A 15,280-nucleotide genomic window follows, 5' to 3' on the forward strand; every position below is an offset into this window, starting at 1 on the left:
TTTCTGCTATGCTGCCCGCGCAATTAAGGGGGCAGCATGCTTAACATCGTTTTATTCGAACCAGAAATTCCACCTAATACCGGCAACATCATCCGCCTGTGCGCCAATACCGGTTTTCGCCTGCACATCATCGAGCCTATGGGCTTTACGTGGGACGATAAACGCCTGCGCCGTGCGGGGTTGGATTACCACGAATTTACTGCCGTGGTACGCCATCACGATTACGCCGCGTTTCTGGAAGCCGAAAAACCGCAGCGCATGTTCGCCCTGACCACCAAAGGCACGCCAGCGCACAGCGCCGTAAGCTATCAGGACGGCGACTATCTGATGTTTGGCCCGGAGACGCGCGGCCTGCCAGCCACCATTCTGGATGCCCTGCCTGCTGAACAGAAAATTCGCATTCCAATGATGCCGGACAGCCGCAGCATGAATCTGTCGAATGCGGTGTCGGTGGTGGTGTATGAAGCCTGGCGCCAGCTGGGTTACCCGGGTGCCATTCTCAGAAATTAAATGCCGTCACCGTACTCGAACGTGTGGTGAATGCCGTTGAAATGCTGATCCATGTCCATCGACGGTTTATCGCTGTCTGGTTTGCCGACAATACGCGCCGGTACGCCAGCGGCGGTGGTATGCGGCGGCACAGGCTGTAACACAACCGAACCCGCGCCAATCTTCGCCCCACGCCCTACTTCGATGTTGCCGAGGATCTTGGCACCCGCGCCAATCATTACCCCTTCACGAATTTTCGGATGACGATCGCCGCTGGTTTTGCCGGTACCGCCCAGCGTCACCGACTGCAGAATAGATACGTCATCTTCGATAACCGCCGTTTCACCGACAACAATACCGGTGGCGTGGTCGAGCATGATCCCCCGGCCGATTTTGGCCGCCGGATGGATGTCGACCTGGAAGGTCACTGAGACCTGGTTTTGCAGGAAGATAGCCAACGCGCGGCGGCCCTCATTCCATAACCAGTGGCCGATGCGGTAGGCCTGTAAGGCGTGGAAGCCCTTCAGGTACAGCAGCGGCGTCGAATACTTATCCACCGCCGGATCGCGCGTGCGCACGGCCTGGATATCACAGGCGGCGGAGGCAATCATTTCCGGGTCGGCAGCATAGGCCTCTTCCACCACTTCTCGAATGGCGATAGCGGGCATGATTGAGGAGGCCAGTTTGTTAGCGAGCATATAGCTCAGGGCGCTGCCGAGGTTTTCGTGCTTGAGTAGCGTCGCGTGGTAGAAGCTGGCCAGCATAGGCTCGCAGTCGGCCAACGCCCGGGCTTCGGCTTTAATATTGTTCCAGACGATATCCAGTTCTTCACACGGCATTGCTTACTCCAGACGATATGTTAATGACCGGCCAGTTCTTTGCTGGCCGGGTCATGTAGCTAACAAGAATCCCTGCGACTAGTTGCTGCTGCGCTCGTCCTTGCGCGAACGACCTAATAAGGTCAATGCTGCCTCGCGCGCATTTTTTCCGCAATACAATACCTGATAAATTTCCTCGGTTATTGGCATTTCGACACCAAAACGGTGCGCCAATTCCCGAACTTCTTTGGTATTGCGGTAGCCTTCCACCACCTGACCAATCTTCTCCTGCGCGCTTTGTACATCGCTGCCCTGTCCGAGCATCATGCCGAAGCGGCGGTTACGTGACTGGTTATCGGTACAGGTCAGCACCAGGTCGCCCAGGCCCGCCATCCCCATAAAGGTGGTCGGATCCGCGCCCAGCGCAGCACCAAGCCGGGACATTTCGGTAAGGCCACGGGTAATCAGCGCGGTTCGTGCATTTGCGCCAAAACCAATGCCGTCTGACATTCCGGCGCCAATCGCAATCACGTTCTTCACTGCCCCGCCCAGCTGTACGCCGATAAAATCGGGGTTGCTGTAAACGCGGAAGCTCTTACCGCAGTGCAGCAGATGCTGAAGATCGTCGGAAAAAGCCGGATCGGTTGACGCCAGCGAGATAGCCGTCGGCAAACCTGCCGCCAGCTCTTTGGCAAAGGTCGGCCCGGAAATAACGGCCAGCGGAATGGTATCACCCAACGCTTCGCGGGCAACATCCTGCAGCAGGCGTCCAGTTTCAGCTTCCAGACCTTTTGTCGCCCACACAATGCGTGCATCGGGGCGCATCAGCGGCTTAATCTGACGCAACACCTGGCCAAAGACATGGCTCGGTACCACGATCAAAATATTGCGACTGGCTGCCAGTGCGGTCGCCAGATCGCTTTCCAGGTGCAGGGAGTCAGGGAACGGAACGTCCGGAAGAAACGCCACGTTGCAGCGGTCGTGTTGCAACGTCGCGATATGTTTAGGGTCGTGGCCCCACAGGACCACATCGTGACCATTTCTTGCCAACGTGATAGCAAGAGCGGTGCCGTAAGAACCGGCACCGATCACAGTCATTGACGCATTAACAGTGCTCATCAGGCATCCTGATGTTGTTCGGCACCTTCGCCAGACTGCTGCTGCAGATAGTTCATGAACAGCGCATCAAAGTTCACTGGCGCAAGGTTCAGTTGCGGGAATGTACCGCGGGAAACCAGGCTGGTGATGCATTCGCGAGCATACGGGAACAGAATGTTCGGGCAGTATGCACCCAAGCAATGTGCCATCTGGTTGCCTTCGATACCGCCAATAGAGAAGATGCCGCCCTGCTGAACTTCACACAGGAATGCAGTTTCTTCGCCCAGAGACGCGGTAACGGTCACACGCAGTACGACTTCATACACATCATCCGCCAGTTGGGTGGATGCAGTATCCAGATCAAGTTTAACCTCTGGCTGCCAATCTTTCTGGAAAACATGCGGCGCATTTGGCGCTTCATAAGAAACATCTTTAGTGTAGATGCGCTGAATCTGGAAAGTCATTTCGGTGTTGTTTTGTTCTGACATGGAAAAACCCTTTTTAATTGTCCTAAAGTCTCTTAGCGCAGCAGGGGATCGAGTCCACCACGCGCGTCGAGAGCATACAAGTCATCACAGCCGCCAATGTGCTGCGCATCAATAAAAATCTGCGGAACCGTCGTACGGCCACTACGTTGAATCATCTCTTCGCGTTTTATCGCGTCACCATCGATGGGCAGTTCCTGGAACGTTACGCCTTTGCTGTTCAGCAGGGCTTTTGCACGGTGGCAGAACGGACAGGTTGCTTTGGTGTAGATCTCAATATTGGCCATCACTAAACCTCTTATTTACCGCGAACCAAAGGAAGATTTTCCCCGCTCCAGCCGGAAATGCCTTCTTTCAGTACAGTTACGTTTTCAAAACCTGCTTTATGAAGCAAGTTGGCAGATTCCTGCGCCTGCATGCCGGTGCCGTCGACCACGATAATCGGCTGAGCTTTATGCTTATCCAGCTCACCAATGTTATTCGCTTTGATTTCAGCAGGCAGCAGGTTGATAGCCCCTGCAATGTGACCTTTACGGAAATCGTCGCGCTGACGCAGATCGACAACCACAGCATCTTCTTTGTTGATCAGACGCGTAGCTTCGCCACGGGTGATCACCTTAATTTTAGACGTCAGGCCTTTAAAGGTGGTGAAAAGTACGGCGACCAACAGGCCAATCCACGCGATGCTCAGAACCGGGTGGCGGCTAACAAATTGCATAATTTCTTGCATGGGGGGTAAAGACTCCCGACTTAGTGATTAAAAAAAACCAGGACAGGAGTATACCTGTGCGTTGTGGCAAATACAGCCAGCGACAATAAGCTAATCTATTTTCTGCGGCCTGCCACGAAAAAAAAGCCCCAAAATAGTCGGTGAAGGCCTTGCCAGTACCCATTCTTTGATCTTCTGGGGCTATTTGATCGATTCAGCTGTAGTAAAATTACGCAAATTTTTTGTCTCTTGAGCATGAGGTTGTCGCAATGTCGGTTTCTAAAAAACCTATGGTACTGGTGATTCTGGATGGCTATGGCTACCGTGAAGATCAGCAGGATAATGCCATTTTCAACGCAAAAACCCCCGTCATGGATGCACTGTGGGCAAAACGTCCCCATACCCTGATTGACGCGTCTGGTCTGGAAGTCGGTCTGCCGGATCGCCAGATGGGTAACTCCGAAGTGGGTCACGTGAACCTGGGCGCAGGTCGCATTGTGTATCAGGATCTGACTCGCCTGGACGTTGAAATCAAAGAACGCACGTTCTTCTCCAACCCTGTGCTGTCTGGCGCCGTGGATAAAGCCGTTGCCACGGGCAAAGCCGTGCACATCATGGGCCTGCTCTCTGCGGGCGGCGTACACAGCCACGAAGATCACATCATGGCAATGGTTGAACTGGCGGCAGAACGCGGTGCTGAAAAAATCTATCTGCATGCTTTCCTGGATGGCCGCGACACGCCGCCACGCAGCGCAAAAGGCTCGTTGACAGCCTTTGAAGACAAGTTTGCAGCCCTTGGCAAAGGTCGCGTGGCCTCCATCATTGGCCGCTACTACGCTATGGACCGCGACAACCGCTGGGATCGTGTTGAACAGGCCTATGACCTGATGACGCTGGCAAAAGGTGAATTCCAGTTCGCCACCGCGGTAGAAGGCCTGGAAGCTGCTTACGCGCACGATGAAAACGACGAATTCGTGAAAGCGACCGTCATTCGTGCTGAAGGCCAAGCCGATGCGGCAATGGAAGATGGCGACACACTGATTTTTATGAACTTCCGTGCTGACCGCGCGCGCGAAATCACGCGTGCTTTCGTTAACAGCGATTTCGACGGCTTCGCCCGTAAGAAAGTGGTGAAGCTCGAATTCATCCAGTTGACCGAATACGCTGCTGATATCAAAGCCCCGTGCGCTTACCCACCAGCCTCGCTGGCAAATACCTTCGGCGAGTGGATGGCGAAAAAAGATAAAACGCAATTGCGTATTTCCGAAACGGAGAAATATGCCCACGTCACCTTCTTCTTCAACGGCGGTGTAGAAGAGCCGTTCAAAGGTGAAGACCGCATTCTGATTAACTCCCCAAAAGTCGCCACCTACGATCTGCAGCCAGAAATGAGCTCCGCTGAGCTGACCGAAAAACTGGTTGCGGCAATCGAAAGCGGCAAATACGACACCATCATTTGTAACTATCCAAATGGCGATATGGTGGGTCATACCGGCGTCATGGAAGCCGCGGTTAAAGCGGTTGAAGCGCTAGATCACTGTGTTGAGCAGGTGACTAAAGCCGTTGAATCCGTTGGCGGCCAGCTGCTGATCACCGCCGACCACGGTAACGCAGAGCAGATGCGTGACCCGGCCACCGGCCAGGCGCACACGGCTCACACCAACCTGCCGGTTCCGCTGATTTATGTTGGTGATAAATCATTGAAAGCAGTGGAAGGCGGTAAGCTTTCAGACATCGCGCCAACCATGTTGACGCTGATGGGGATGCCGATCCCTGAAGAGATGACTGGTAAGCCGCTGTTCATCGTGGAATAATCGCTCCCCATGAGGGGAAAGGCGATTTTTTCAATCACATGGGTCGTGAAACCGCTTAGGTTATCAGTCAGACCTCTGCTTTACGCCAGCGCACTCAGCGCTGGCGTATTGCTGTGCGCCGCATCCGCCCACGCGGATGACCGCGACCAGCTGAAATCCATTCAGGCCGATATCGCAGCCAAAGAACGTGCGGTACGCCAGCAACAGCAGCAACGCTCCTCGCTTCTCGCCCAGCTCAAACAGCAGGAAGAGGCCATCTCCGCCGCCGCACGCAAGCTCCGGGAAACGCAGAACACCCTCGCTCAGTTGAACAAGCAGATCGACGAAATGAACGCGTCGATTGCCAAACTGGAACGTCAGCGCGATGCACAGGAACGCAGCCTTGCCGCACAGCTTGATGCCGCCTTCCGCCAGGGTGAACATACCGGGCTTCAGTTGATTCTCAGCGGAGAAGAAAGCCAGCGCGGTCAGCGCCTGCAGGCCTACTTTGGTTATCTGAACCAGGCGCGTCAGGAGACTATCGCGCAGCTGAAGCAGACGCGCGAAGAAGTCACCACGCAAAAAGCCGATCTCGAAGAGAAACAGAGTCAGCAGCAGACGTTGCTCTACGATCAGCAGGCCCAGCAGGCGAAACTTGAGCAGGCTCGCAACGAGCGTAAGAAAACGCTTTCTGGCCTTGAATCGTCTATTCAGGAAGGTCAGAGCCAGCTCAGCGAGCTGCGCGCCAACGAATCGAAACTCCGCAACAGCATTGCCCGCGCCGAAGCGGCCGCTAAAGCGCGTGCCGAAAAAGAGGCTCGCGAAGCACAGGCCGTGCGCAACAAGCAGCAGGAAGCGTCTCGCAAAGGCACAACCTATAAGCCAAGCGAAAGCGAACGCTCGCTGATGTCGCGTACCGGTGGTCTGGGCTCGCCTCGCGGTCAAGCTTACTGGCCCGTTCGCGGTTCAATTTTGCATCGCTATGGCGAACAGCTACAGGGTGAGCTACGTTGGAAAGGGATTGTTATCGGCGCGTCTGAAGGTAGCGAAGTAAAAGCTATCGCCGACGGCCGCGTCATCCTGGCCGACTGGCTGCAGGGTTACGGGCTGGTGGTGGTGGTCGAACACGGTAAAGGCGATATGAGCCTGTACGGTTATAACCAGAGCGCACTGGTCAGCGTCGGCACTCAGGTGCGCGCTGGCCAACCCATCGCCCTTGTGGGCAGCAGTGGCGGTCAGGGCCGCCCGTCACTCTATTTCGAAATTCGTCGCCAGGGTCAGGCGGTCAATCCACAGCCGTGGTTGGGAAGATAAGTTTTGCTTCAATTTCGTCGAATTGTTCTCTCCGTCGTCAGCGTACTGGCGCTGGCTGCACCGGTATACGCAGGCAAGCTTGCCATTGTGATTGATGACTTCGGTTATCGCCCTCACTACGAAAATCAGGTGCTGGCGATGCCGTCAGCCATCTCTGTCGCCGTCCTGCCCAATGCGCCGCATGCGCGTGAGATGGCCACCAAAGCTCACAACAGCGGCCATCAGGTGCTTATCCATTTACCCATGGCCCCGATCAGCAAACAGCCGCTGGAAAAGGACACGCTGCGACCCGATATGAGCAGCGATGAAATCGATCGCATTATCCGTGACGCCTACAATAAAGTGCCCTTTGCCGTCGGCCTGAATAACCATATGGGCAGCGCAATGACCTCCAGCCTGTACGGTATGCTGAAGGTGATGCAGTCGCTGGAGCGTTACAATCTCTATTTCCTCGACAGCATGACCATTGGCAACAGCCAGGCCATGCGTGCCGCTCAGGGAACGGGCGTGAAGGTGATTAAGCGTAAAGTATTCCTGGATGACACGCAGAATGAAGCCGATATCCGCGTACAGTTCAACCGTGCGGTTCAACTGGCGCGCCGAAATGGCTCGGCAATCGCTATCGGTCATCCACATCCGTCGACCGTTCGCGTCCTGCAGCAAATGCTGCCAACCTTACCTTCCGATATCACGCTGGTACGCCCGAGCGATCTGCTGAATGAACCGCAGGTAGATAACTCTCGTCCCGGCAGCGCTCAGCCGCCTTCAGTGCAGCCACGTAATCCATTCAGTGGTGTGAACCTGTGTAAAGTGAAGCGCACGCCTGAGCCTGTTTATGCAACACGGTTCTTTGCTGTACTCGCCGAAAGCGTGAGCCAGAGTACGCTGGTGCAATATTTTCAACATCAGTGGCAGGGCTGGGGCAGGTAGGCGTAATTATTCAATAAGATGAGAGTCAGTGTGTTCCCTGCTCGCGGACTCTCGTTTATCCTGATACTGGTACCATGCTTTGAAATATTTTAAAAAACTATAAGCGGTGGCATAAAATCCTGTAACAACCCCAACTTTCCCCTGTCGCCAGGCACCACTAAATAAATACCATTTGAAGAAAGCACCAATAGCACTGGCTACACCTCGAGCAATTGAAGGTCGAAGTACCTGATACTTTACGACCCGAGATGTATAGGTATTTAACTTATTAAAAACTTCATGCAGGGAATAAAATGTATCGTGTCGGACATGACCCGGTATACGCGTCACCTGCTCCGCGCCTACAGCTTTATCATCCACAGGTCTATTGTTAAATCTGACATGACTACGATTAAATAACCTTAACGGATAATCTGGGGAAGAAATCGGATAAATGGTTCGGGTTCTCTCGCCTAATACATACCAATAGCGGGATAGACTCCATCCGCAGTCGGCTGATGGCTCCTCTCCAGACTTTAACGCCAGGATATATTGAAGAGTGTCTTCATCAAGTATTTCATCACTGTCCATGCATAAAACCCAGCGGTGAGTTGACCGGGAAATAGCAATATTCATCTGTTCGCCGTGCATGGCATACGGATGAAAAATTGACGAGATTTCATATTCCTCGAGAATAGATAACGTCTCATCTGAGCTACCAGAATCGACAACAATTATCTCATCTGCAATACGTATCAAAGGGGGTAAAACCTTATGTAACAAACGAGCAGAATTGTATGTCAAAAGACATACTGTTAGCTTGAACATGTTGTCTCCCGATCTGAATCAAGTGGATCATAAGAAGATAGCTTCGGCCATCACTACTGTCACTTCCGGAATTGAACTTTATTTTTTATTTACACGGCAGTATTACCACAAACTCGTACGCGTAAGGTACGGTCAGAAGCGTGACCACACCCACAGAACACGAAGAAAAACCAACTTATTGTTAAGTAACATTAATTTTACCTCACCCGCTCTCTATCCTCGCAATCATTCCTTTTCGCAGACGTAAAGATTATACTAGCTTGAATAAAATTCTTAATTCGGTTTAGCACTATCATGAAGAAAATAATTGGTTACTTGAAGGAAATTAACAGGCAACGAAACCATAAAACTAAAGAATTTAAAAGGCGGTTAAAACTTCTTTCAGTTTCTCGCCAACTTCAGGACAAACGGCGGGAAAAGATTGATGTATCCCGAGTGAAGAGAATTCTCTTCCCTTTTGTCGATCTTGGAATTGGTGATGCTGTTTGCCATACTGGGACCTGGCGTAATTTAAAAGAAGCAGGGTATACACTGCAGGTCATCGTTGAGGAACGAAATCGCGATTTATTTGAAAAAATGACGGATATTGATGAAGTCTATATTGCCGAAATCAATAATATCGATGCAATGAACATCATCGAGACCGATTTAGTGATAAGCCATTACTCATGGATGAAAAGAAAGGAATTGTTCAATACCCTACTCCTGCGTAAAGTCCATTATAAATATGCAGTTGGGTTTGGCGGGTGGCTGGATAAGCCCTATAACTTAATGTTGCCAATTGATTCTGAGTTCCATATAACCAATCCTCAAAGTGAAATACTTAACACATTGAATGTTAAGCCAGAATTTCTTCGCTACACCTTACCAGTGTTGCAGGAGCACGAAGACTTTATCGATCGTTATCTGCAATCTCACTCAGGAAAAAAGCTCGTTGTTCTTAACCCATTCGCAAGTGTTGCAGAGCGGAGTCTCTCACATTCACAGTTAGAAAAACTGGCGAATGAGATTGCACAAGATCCAGATGTTCAGGTGTTTATCGTTGGTGAGGGAAGGAAACTAGCAGACATTCACATCGAAAATAGCAAAATCACCATTTGTCGTTTTAAATCGCTTTGGGATGCCATAACGCTCATCAAAAAAGCCGATTTAGTTGTCTCTGTAGATACAGCAATTGTACATATCGCCTGTGCCTTCGATAAAAAACTTATCGCTATCTATTTTTCTATGTTGCTGGATCATAATAAAAAATACGAAGGCAATACTATTTTTGCACCTATTGGCAACAACTCAGAACAACTGATATATGATAAGCACCACAAAATCGATATCAATGATATTGCATCAAAAGCATTAACGAAGCTGAGTCGCGAAAGCACTGCAGCATAATAGAAAGGGGCCTGAGGCCCCTTTTTCATTACTTATCCCAGCTCAGAATAACTTTTCCTGATTGCCCAGAACGCATTGCGTCAAAGCCCTGCTGGAACTCATCAATAGAAAAACGATGAGTAATAATAGGCGACAGATCCAGCCCGGACTGGATCAGGGCAGCCATCTTGTACCAGGTTTCGAACATCTCACGGCCATAAATACCCTTGATGAACAGCCCCTTGAAGATGACTTTGTTCCAGTCGATGGACATGTCAGACGGCGGAATACCCAGCATCGCAATACGTCCGCCGTGGTTCATAGTGTCGAGCATGGTACGGAAGGCCGGTGGCGCACCGGACATCTCCAGACCGACGTCAAAGCCTTCAGTCATGCCCAGCTCTTCCATCACATCGCTCAGGTTCTCTTTAGAGACGTCAACGGCGCGAGTCACGCCCATTTTACGCGCCAGCGACAGGCGATACTCATTCACATCGGTAATCACGACGTTGCGCGCACCCACGTGTTTCGCGACCGCAGCCGCCATAATACCGATCGGGCCCGCGCCCGACACCAGCACATCTTCACCCACCAGGTCGAAGGAGAGCGCGGTGTGCACGGCGTTGCCGAACGGGTCAAAGATGGAGGCCAGATCGTCAGAGATGTTGTCCGGGATTTTGAACGCGTTGAACGCCGGGATCACCAGATATTCTGCGAAGCAGCCCGGGCGGTTGACGCCCACGCCAACGGTATTGCGGCACAGGTGCGTACGTCCGCCGCGGCAGTTACGGCAATGACCACAGGTGATATGACCTTCGCCAGAGACGCGATCGCCAATTTTAAAGCCTTTTACTTCCTGACCAATACCGACCACTTCGCCGACATACTCATGACCAACAACCATGGGGACAGGAATGGTTTTCTGCGACCACTGGTCCCAGTTATAGATGTGAACGTCAGTACCGCAGATAGCCGTTTTACGAATTTTGATCAGCAGATCGTTATGACCGACTTCCGGCTCCGGCACGTCGGTCATCCAAATCCCTTCTTCCGCTTTCAGTTTGGATAACGCTTTCATCACTCGTCCTCAGGCAATTACGCCCAGCTGTTTGCCGATGCGGGTAAAAGCTTCCACCGCACACTCAATTTGTTCAGGCGAATGCGCCGCAGACATCTGGGTGCGGATACGCGCCTGACCTTTTGGTACCACCGGGAAGAAGAACCCGGTCACGTAAATCCCTTCTTTTTGCAGTTCGCGGGCAAAGTTCTGCGCCACAACCGCATCGCCCAGCATCACCGGAATAATTGCGTGGTCAGCACCGGCCAGGGTAAAACCTGCGGCGCTCATTTTTTCACGGAACAGACGCGCGTTGGACCATAGACGATCGCGCAGTTCAGCGCCTGATTCCACCATCTCCAGCACTTTGATAGAGGCGGAAACGATGGCCGGAGCCAGGGAGTTGGAGAACAGGTACGGGCGAGAGCGCTGGCGCAGCCACTCAACCACCTCTTTACGCGCAGCCGTATAGCCGCCAGACGCGCCGCCGAGCGCTTTACCCAGCGTACCGGTGATGATGTCCACGCGGCCCATCACGTCACAGTATTCATGGGAGCCACGGCCGTTTTCGCCGACAAAACCGACCGCGTGAGAGTCATCAACCATCACCAGCGCATCGTATTTATCTGCCAGGTCGCACACGCCCTTCAGGTTGGCGATCACACCGTCCATGGAGAACACGCCGTCGGTGGCGATCAGAATATGACGAGCGCCGGCTTCACGCGCCTCTTTCAGGCGAGCTTCAAGCTCAGCCATGTCGTTGTTGGCATAGCGGAAACGCTTCGCTTTACACAGGCGTACACCGTCGATAATAGAGGCGTGGTTCAGAGCATCGGAGATGATGGCATCTTCTGCACCGAGCAGAGTCTCAAACAGGCCGCCGTTGGCGTCGAAGCAGGAGGAGTACAGGATCGCGTCCTCCATCCCCAGGAAGTTCGCCAACTTTTTCTCAAGCTGTTTGTGGCTGTCCTGCGTGCCGCAGATAAAGCGCACGGAAGCCATTCCAAAGCCGTGGGTGTCCATGCCGTTTTTCGCAGCGGCAATCAGCTCAGGGTGATTAGCAAGACCTAAGTAGTTGTTCGCACAAAAGTTGATCACATGGCTGCCATCGGCAACGGTGATGTCCGCCTGCTGAGCAGACGTGATAATACGCTCTTCTTTAAACAACCCTTCCGCACGTGCGGTCTCAAGGTCGCTGTTTAACTGTTTGTAAAAATCACCACGCATTGCAATTCTCCAGACTCGGCAAATTTCGGCACATATTACCCAAACCTATACTTTATGACGAGATGACACATTATCTCTTGTCGTTTTTGCAGCATAAATCACGTGTACCCTTGCGCTATGTCGGTGAATGGCTGAAGGGCAGCCATACTAATGATATGATAGAAACATTAGCGTCCGGGATTGTGCCCGGGCTCCACACTTCAAAGGTTACAGTTATGATCATCGTTACCGGCGGCGCGGGCTTTATCGGCAGTAATATTGTTAAGTCCCTCAATGACAAAGGCATCACCGACATCCTGGTGGTGGACAACCTGAAAGACGGCACCAAATTTGTAAACCTGGTGGACCTGAACATCGCTGACTACATGGATAAAGAAGACTTCCTTATCCAGATTATGGCAGGTGAAGAGTTCGGCGATATCGAAGCCATCTTCCACGAAGGTGCTTGCTCTTCCACTACCGAGTGGGATGGCAAGTACATGATGGACAATAACTATCAATACTCTAAAGAGCTTCTGCATTACTGCCTGGAGCGTGAAATTCCGTTCCTGTATGCCTCTTCCGCGGCCACCTACGGCGGCAGAACTTCTGACTTTATCGAATCCCGCGAATATGAGCAGCCGCTGAACGTCTACGGTTACTCTAAGTTCCTGTTCGACGAATACGTACGTCAGGTGCTGCCAGAAGCGAACTCTCAAATTGTTGGCTTCCGTTATTTCAACGTTTACGGGCCGCGCGAAGGCCACAAAGGCAGCATGGCGAGCGTGGCGTTCCACCTGAACACCCAGTTGAACAACGGCGAAAGTCCAAAACTGTTCGAAGGCAGCGACGGCTTTAAGCGTGATTTCGTCTATGTGGGTGATGTTGCAGCCGTGAACCTGTGGTTCTGGGAAAACGGTGTGTCCGGTATCTTCAACCTGGGTACGGGTCGCGCAGAATCCTTCCAGGCCGTTGCTGACGCAACGCTGGCATACCACAAGAAAGGTAGCATCGAATACATCCCATTCCCGGAAAAACTGAAAGGCCGTTACCAGGCGTTCACGCAGGCTGACATGACAAACCTGCGCGCTGCGGGCTATGACAAGCCGTTCAAGACCGTAGCCGAAGGCGTCACGGAATATATGGCCTGGCTGAACCGCGACGCATAAGTATGAAAATTTTGGTGATAGGCCCGTCATGGGTAGGCGACATGATGATGTCGCAAAGTCTCTATCGCACGCTCAAGGCGCGCTATCCCCAGGCGATAATCGACGTGATGGCACCTGCCTGGTGCCGTCCGCTGTTGTCACGTATGCCGGAAGTTAACGAGGCGATCCCGATGCCGCTCGGCCACGGAGCGCTGGAGATCGGCGAGCGTCGCAAGCTTGGTCATAACCTGCGAGAGAAGCGCTACGATCGTGCTTATGTGCTACCTAACTCGTTCAAATCTGCCTTAGTGCCCTTCTTTGCGGGTGTACCGCAACGCACAGGCTGGCGGGGTGAAATGCGCTATGGCCTGCTTAATGACGCACGCGTGCTGGATAAAGCGGCCTGGCCACTGATGGTCGAGCGCTATGTGGCGCTGGCTTACGATAAAGGCGTGATGCGCAGCGCGAAAGATCTGCCTCAGCCGCTGTTATGGCCGCAGCTCCAGGTTCACGAAGGCGAGAAATCCCAGACCTGTAACACCTTTGGTCTCTCTGCTGAGCGCCCGATGATCGGCTTTTGCCCCGGTGCAGAATTCGGTCCGGCAAAACGCTGGCCGCACTATCATTACGCGGAACTGGCAAAACAGCTGATTGACGAGGGCTACCAGATTGTCCTGTTCGGCTCGGCGAAAGACCACGAAGCGGGCAACGAAATCCTTGCCACACTCAGTACCGAACAACAGGCCTGGTGCCGCAACCTGGCCGGGGAAACCCAGCTGGAGCAGGCGGTCATTCTTATCGCTGCCTGTAAGGCCGTGGTCACCAATGACTCCGGCCTAATGCATGTCGCCGCCGCGCTCGACCGCCCTCTGGTGGCATTGTATGGCCCGAGCAGCCCTGACTTCACGCCACCGCTGTCACATAAAGCACGCGTCATTCGCCTGATCACCGGATACCACAAGGTACGAAAAGGCGATGCGGCAGAAGGCTATCATCAGAGCCTGATTGACATTACGCCAGAGCGCGTTCTGGAAGAACTCAACGCACTGCTGTTGAGCGAAGAAGGATAACGAATGCGGGTATTGATCGTTAAAACCTCTTCAATGGGCGATGTGCTGCATACGCTGCCGTCACTGACGGATGCTATGCAGGCTGTTCCCGGTATTCGTTTTGACTGGGTAGTAGAAGAAGGCTTCTCGCAGATCCCCACCTGGCATGAAGCGGTCGACCGTGTGATCCCGGTAGCCATTCGCCGCTGGCGTAAAGCGTGGTTCTCCGCGCCGATTAAAGCCGAGCGCAACGCCTTCCGCGATGCGATTCAGGCACAGCGTTACGATGCGATTATCGATGCACAGGGGCTGGTCAAGAGCGCCGCGCTGGTCACCCGTCTGGCACATGGCGTAAAGCACGGCATGGACTGGCAAACCGCCCGCGAGCCGCTGGCAAGCCTGTTCTATAACCGCCGCCATCATATTGCAAAGCAGCAGCACGCCGTTGAACGCACGCGCGAGCTGTTTGCAAAAAGTCTCGGCTATGCGAAACCGGAAATTCAGGGCGATTACGCTATATCGCAGCATTTCCTGCGTCATGTCGATACGAGTGCACCGCCGTATCTGGTCTTCCTCCATGCCACAACACGCGATGATAAGCACTGGCCGGAAACGCACTGGCGAAGGCTGATAGAACTAATGCAACCTACCGGCATCCATATTAAACTCCCGTGGGGCGCTGAACATGAGCGGGAGCGTGCAGAGCGTTTAGCTGCAGGTTTTTCGCATGTGGAGGTGTTGCCTAAACTTACGCTGGCACAGGTTGCCACCGAGCTGGCAGGTGCTAACGCTGTCGTTTCTGTTGATACGGGATTAAGCCACCTAACCGCTGCGCTGGATCGCCCAAATATTACGATTTTCGGCCCAACCGATCCGGGGCTGATTGGGGGCTACGGTAAAAACCAGCATCAGATGGTCAGTCCTACGCAGCAAACAAGAGACATTACCGCAGATGCTATTTTTTCACTTTTACAGAGCAGCCATCGGCTTTCCAACAGGGATATTTAAC

The 15,280-nt window shown here is 52.8% G+C and carries 16 protein-coding genes; 8 read left to right on the forward strand and 8 right to left on the reverse strand.

Going from position 1 to position 15,280, the window contains the following annotated elements:
* Positions 1-36 precede the first annotated feature (36 nt).
* Positions 37-510 carry a tRNA (uridine(34)/cytosine(34)/5-carboxymethylaminomethyluridine(34)-2'-O)-methyltransferase TrmL gene (gene trmL, locus V5P19_RS14160; RefSeq protein WP_334404302.1) on the forward strand — a complete coding sequence of 158 codons (474 nt, stop codon included), beginning with the start codon at positions 37-39 and terminating at the stop codon, positions 508-510.
* Here the strand turns inward: trmL and cysE are convergent.
* From cysE to V5P19_RS14185, 5 genes are all read right to left on the reverse strand, one after another.
* Positions 507-1,328, reverse strand: coding sequence for a serine O-acetyltransferase (cysE, locus tag V5P19_RS14165; protein ID WP_008502718.1), 822 nt, complete (start codon positions 1,326-1,328; stop codon positions 507-509). The genes trmL and cysE overlap by 4 nt on opposite strands.
* A gap of 78 nt (positions 1,329-1,406) precedes the next feature.
* A complete protein-coding gene (gene gpsA / locus V5P19_RS14170) occupies positions 1,407-2,426 on the reverse strand; it encodes an NAD(P)H-dependent glycerol-3-phosphate dehydrogenase (RefSeq protein WP_334404303.1) in 1,020 nt (339 codons plus the stop codon).
* Positions 2,426-2,893, reverse strand: a complete 468-nt coding sequence (secB, locus tag V5P19_RS14175) for a protein-export chaperone SecB (RefSeq protein ID WP_334404305.1) — start codon at positions 2,891-2,893, stop codon at positions 2,426-2,428. Before secB ends, gpsA begins: the two co-directional genes overlap by 1 nt.
* A 32-nt stretch (positions 2,894-2,925) precedes the next feature.
* Positions 2,926-3,177: a glutaredoxin 3 gene (gene grxC, locus V5P19_RS14180; protein WP_080329847.1), complete on the reverse strand. Its 252-nt coding sequence runs from the start codon at positions 3,175-3,177 to the stop codon at positions 2,926-2,928.
* Between the two features lie 11 nt (positions 3,178-3,188).
* On the reverse strand, positions 3,189-3,620 hold the full coding sequence (locus V5P19_RS14185; RefSeq protein WP_334404309.1) for a rhodanese-like domain-containing protein: 432 nt from the start codon (positions 3,618-3,620) through the stop codon (positions 3,189-3,191).
* Between the two features lie 248 nt (positions 3,621-3,868).
* Between V5P19_RS14185 and gpmM the strand changes: the two genes are divergently transcribed.
* From gpmM to V5P19_RS14200, 3 genes are read left to right on the forward strand one after another with little or no spacing between them, the layout of a single operon-like run.
* Positions 3,869-5,413 (forward strand): 2,3-bisphosphoglycerate-independent phosphoglycerate mutase, encoded by a 1,545-nt coding sequence (gene gpmM / locus V5P19_RS14190; protein ID WP_334404311.1) that lies wholly within the window; start codon positions 3,869-3,871, stop codon positions 5,411-5,413.
* A gap of 33 nt (positions 5,414-5,446) precedes the next feature.
* Complete coding sequence (envC, locus tag V5P19_RS14195; RefSeq protein ID WP_334404624.1) at positions 5,447-6,706, forward strand: murein hydrolase activator EnvC; 1,260 nt, start codon at positions 5,447-5,449, stop codon at positions 6,704-6,706.
* Between the two features lie 3 nt (positions 6,707-6,709).
* The gene (locus V5P19_RS14200) at positions 6,710-7,636 is read left to right on the forward strand and encodes a divergent polysaccharide deacetylase family protein (protein ID WP_334404313.1); all 927 of its coding nucleotides are present in this window, start codon (positions 6,710-6,712) and stop codon (positions 7,634-7,636) included.
* Positions 7,637-7,642: 6 nt separating this feature from the next.
* Here V5P19_RS14200 and V5P19_RS14205 read toward each other — a convergent pair whose 3' ends face one another.
* Entirely contained in the window at positions 7,643-8,443 is an 801-nt protein-coding gene (locus tag V5P19_RS14205; RefSeq protein WP_334404315.1) for a glycosyltransferase family 2 protein, read from the reverse strand.
* A 294-nt stretch (positions 8,444-8,737) separates the two neighbouring features.
* Between V5P19_RS14205 and V5P19_RS14210 the strand changes: the two genes are divergently transcribed.
* Complete coding sequence (locus V5P19_RS14210) at positions 8,738-9,832, forward strand: glycosyltransferase family 9 protein (RefSeq protein WP_334404317.1); 1,095 nt, start codon at positions 8,738-8,740, stop codon at positions 9,830-9,832.
* A gap of 28 nt (positions 9,833-9,860) precedes the next feature.
* Here V5P19_RS14210 and tdh read toward each other — a convergent pair whose 3' ends face one another.
* On the reverse strand, positions 9,861-10,889 hold the full coding sequence (gene tdh, locus V5P19_RS14215) for an L-threonine 3-dehydrogenase (protein ID WP_334404319.1): 1,029 nt from the start codon (positions 10,887-10,889) through the stop codon (positions 9,861-9,863).
* A 9-nt stretch (positions 10,890-10,898) separates the two neighbouring features.
* Positions 10,899-12,095 carry a glycine C-acetyltransferase gene (gene kbl, locus V5P19_RS14220; RefSeq protein WP_334404321.1) on the reverse strand — a complete coding sequence of 399 codons (1,197 nt, stop codon included), beginning with the start codon at positions 12,093-12,095 and terminating at the stop codon, positions 10,899-10,901.
* Between the two features lie 215 nt (positions 12,096-12,310).
* On the opposite strand from kbl, the gene rfaD reads away from it, so the two are divergent.
* From rfaD to rfaC, 3 genes are read left to right on the forward strand one after another with little or no spacing between them, the layout of a single operon-like run.
* Positions 12,311-13,243, forward strand: a complete 933-nt coding sequence (rfaD, locus tag V5P19_RS14225; RefSeq protein WP_334404323.1) for an ADP-glyceromanno-heptose 6-epimerase — start codon at positions 12,311-12,313, stop codon at positions 13,241-13,243.
* A 2-nt stretch (positions 13,244-13,245) separates the two neighbouring features.
* Entirely contained in the window at positions 13,246-14,292 is a 1,047-nt protein-coding gene (rfaF, locus tag V5P19_RS14230; protein ID WP_334404324.1) for an ADP-heptose--LPS heptosyltransferase RfaF, read from the forward strand.
* A gap of 3 nt (positions 14,293-14,295) precedes the next feature.
* Positions 14,296-15,279, forward strand: coding sequence for a lipopolysaccharide heptosyltransferase RfaC (gene rfaC, locus V5P19_RS14235; protein WP_334404326.1), 984 nt, complete (start codon positions 14,296-14,298; stop codon positions 15,277-15,279).
* Position 15,280 lies beyond the last annotated feature (1 nt).

This window comes from Enterobacter sp. UNJFSC 003 (assembly GCF_036903355.1).
In the GTDB taxonomy this organism is placed as follows: Bacteria; Pseudomonadota; Gammaproteobacteria; order Enterobacterales; family Enterobacteriaceae; genus Enterobacter.

Bases quoted from the DNA above. Each gene is read 5' to 3' on its own strand.
- trmL (WP_334404302.1), top strand. From the start codon at position 37: ATGCTTAACATCGTTTTATTCGAACCAGAAATTCCACCTAATACCGGC.
- cysE (WP_008502718.1), bottom strand. From the start codon at position 1,328: ATGCCGTGTGAAGAACTGGATATCGTCTGGAACAATATTAAAGCCGAA.
- gpsA (WP_334404303.1), bottom strand. From the start codon at position 2,426: ATGAGCACTGTTAATGCGTCAATGACTGTGATCGGTGCCGGTTCTTAC.
- secB (WP_334404305.1), bottom strand. From the start codon at position 2,893: ATGTCAGAACAAAACAACACCGAAATGACTTTCCAGATTCAGCGCATC.
- grxC (WP_080329847.1), bottom strand. From the start codon at position 3,177: ATGGCCAATATTGAGATCTACACCAAAGCAACCTGTCCGTTCTGCCAC.
- V5P19_RS14185 (WP_334404309.1), bottom strand. From the start codon at position 3,620: ATGCAAGAAATTATGCAATTTGTTAGCCGCCACCCGGTTCTGAGCATC.
- gpmM (WP_334404311.1), top strand. From the start codon at position 3,869: ATGTCGGTTTCTAAAAAACCTATGGTACTGGTGATTCTGGATGGCTAT.
- V5P19_RS14205 (WP_334404315.1), bottom strand. From the start codon at position 8,443: ATGTTCAAGCTAACAGTATGTCTTTTGACATACAATTCTGCTCGTTTG.
- V5P19_RS14210 (WP_334404317.1), top strand. From the start codon at position 8,738: ATGAAGAAAATAATTGGTTACTTGAAGGAAATTAACAGGCAACGAAAC.
- tdh (WP_334404319.1), bottom strand. From the start codon at position 10,889: ATGAAAGCGTTATCCAAACTGAAAGCGGAAGAAGGGATTTGGATGACC.
- kbl (WP_334404321.1), bottom strand. From the start codon at position 12,095: ATGCGTGGTGATTTTTACAAACAGTTAAACAGCGACCTTGAGACCGCA.
- rfaD (WP_334404323.1), top strand. From the start codon at position 12,311: ATGATCATCGTTACCGGCGGCGCGGGCTTTATCGGCAGTAATATTGTT.
- rfaF (WP_334404324.1), top strand. From the start codon at position 13,246: ATGAAAATTTTGGTGATAGGCCCGTCATGGGTAGGCGACATGATGATG.
- rfaC (WP_334404326.1), top strand. From the start codon at position 14,296: ATGCGGGTATTGATCGTTAAAACCTCTTCAATGGGCGATGTGCTGCAT.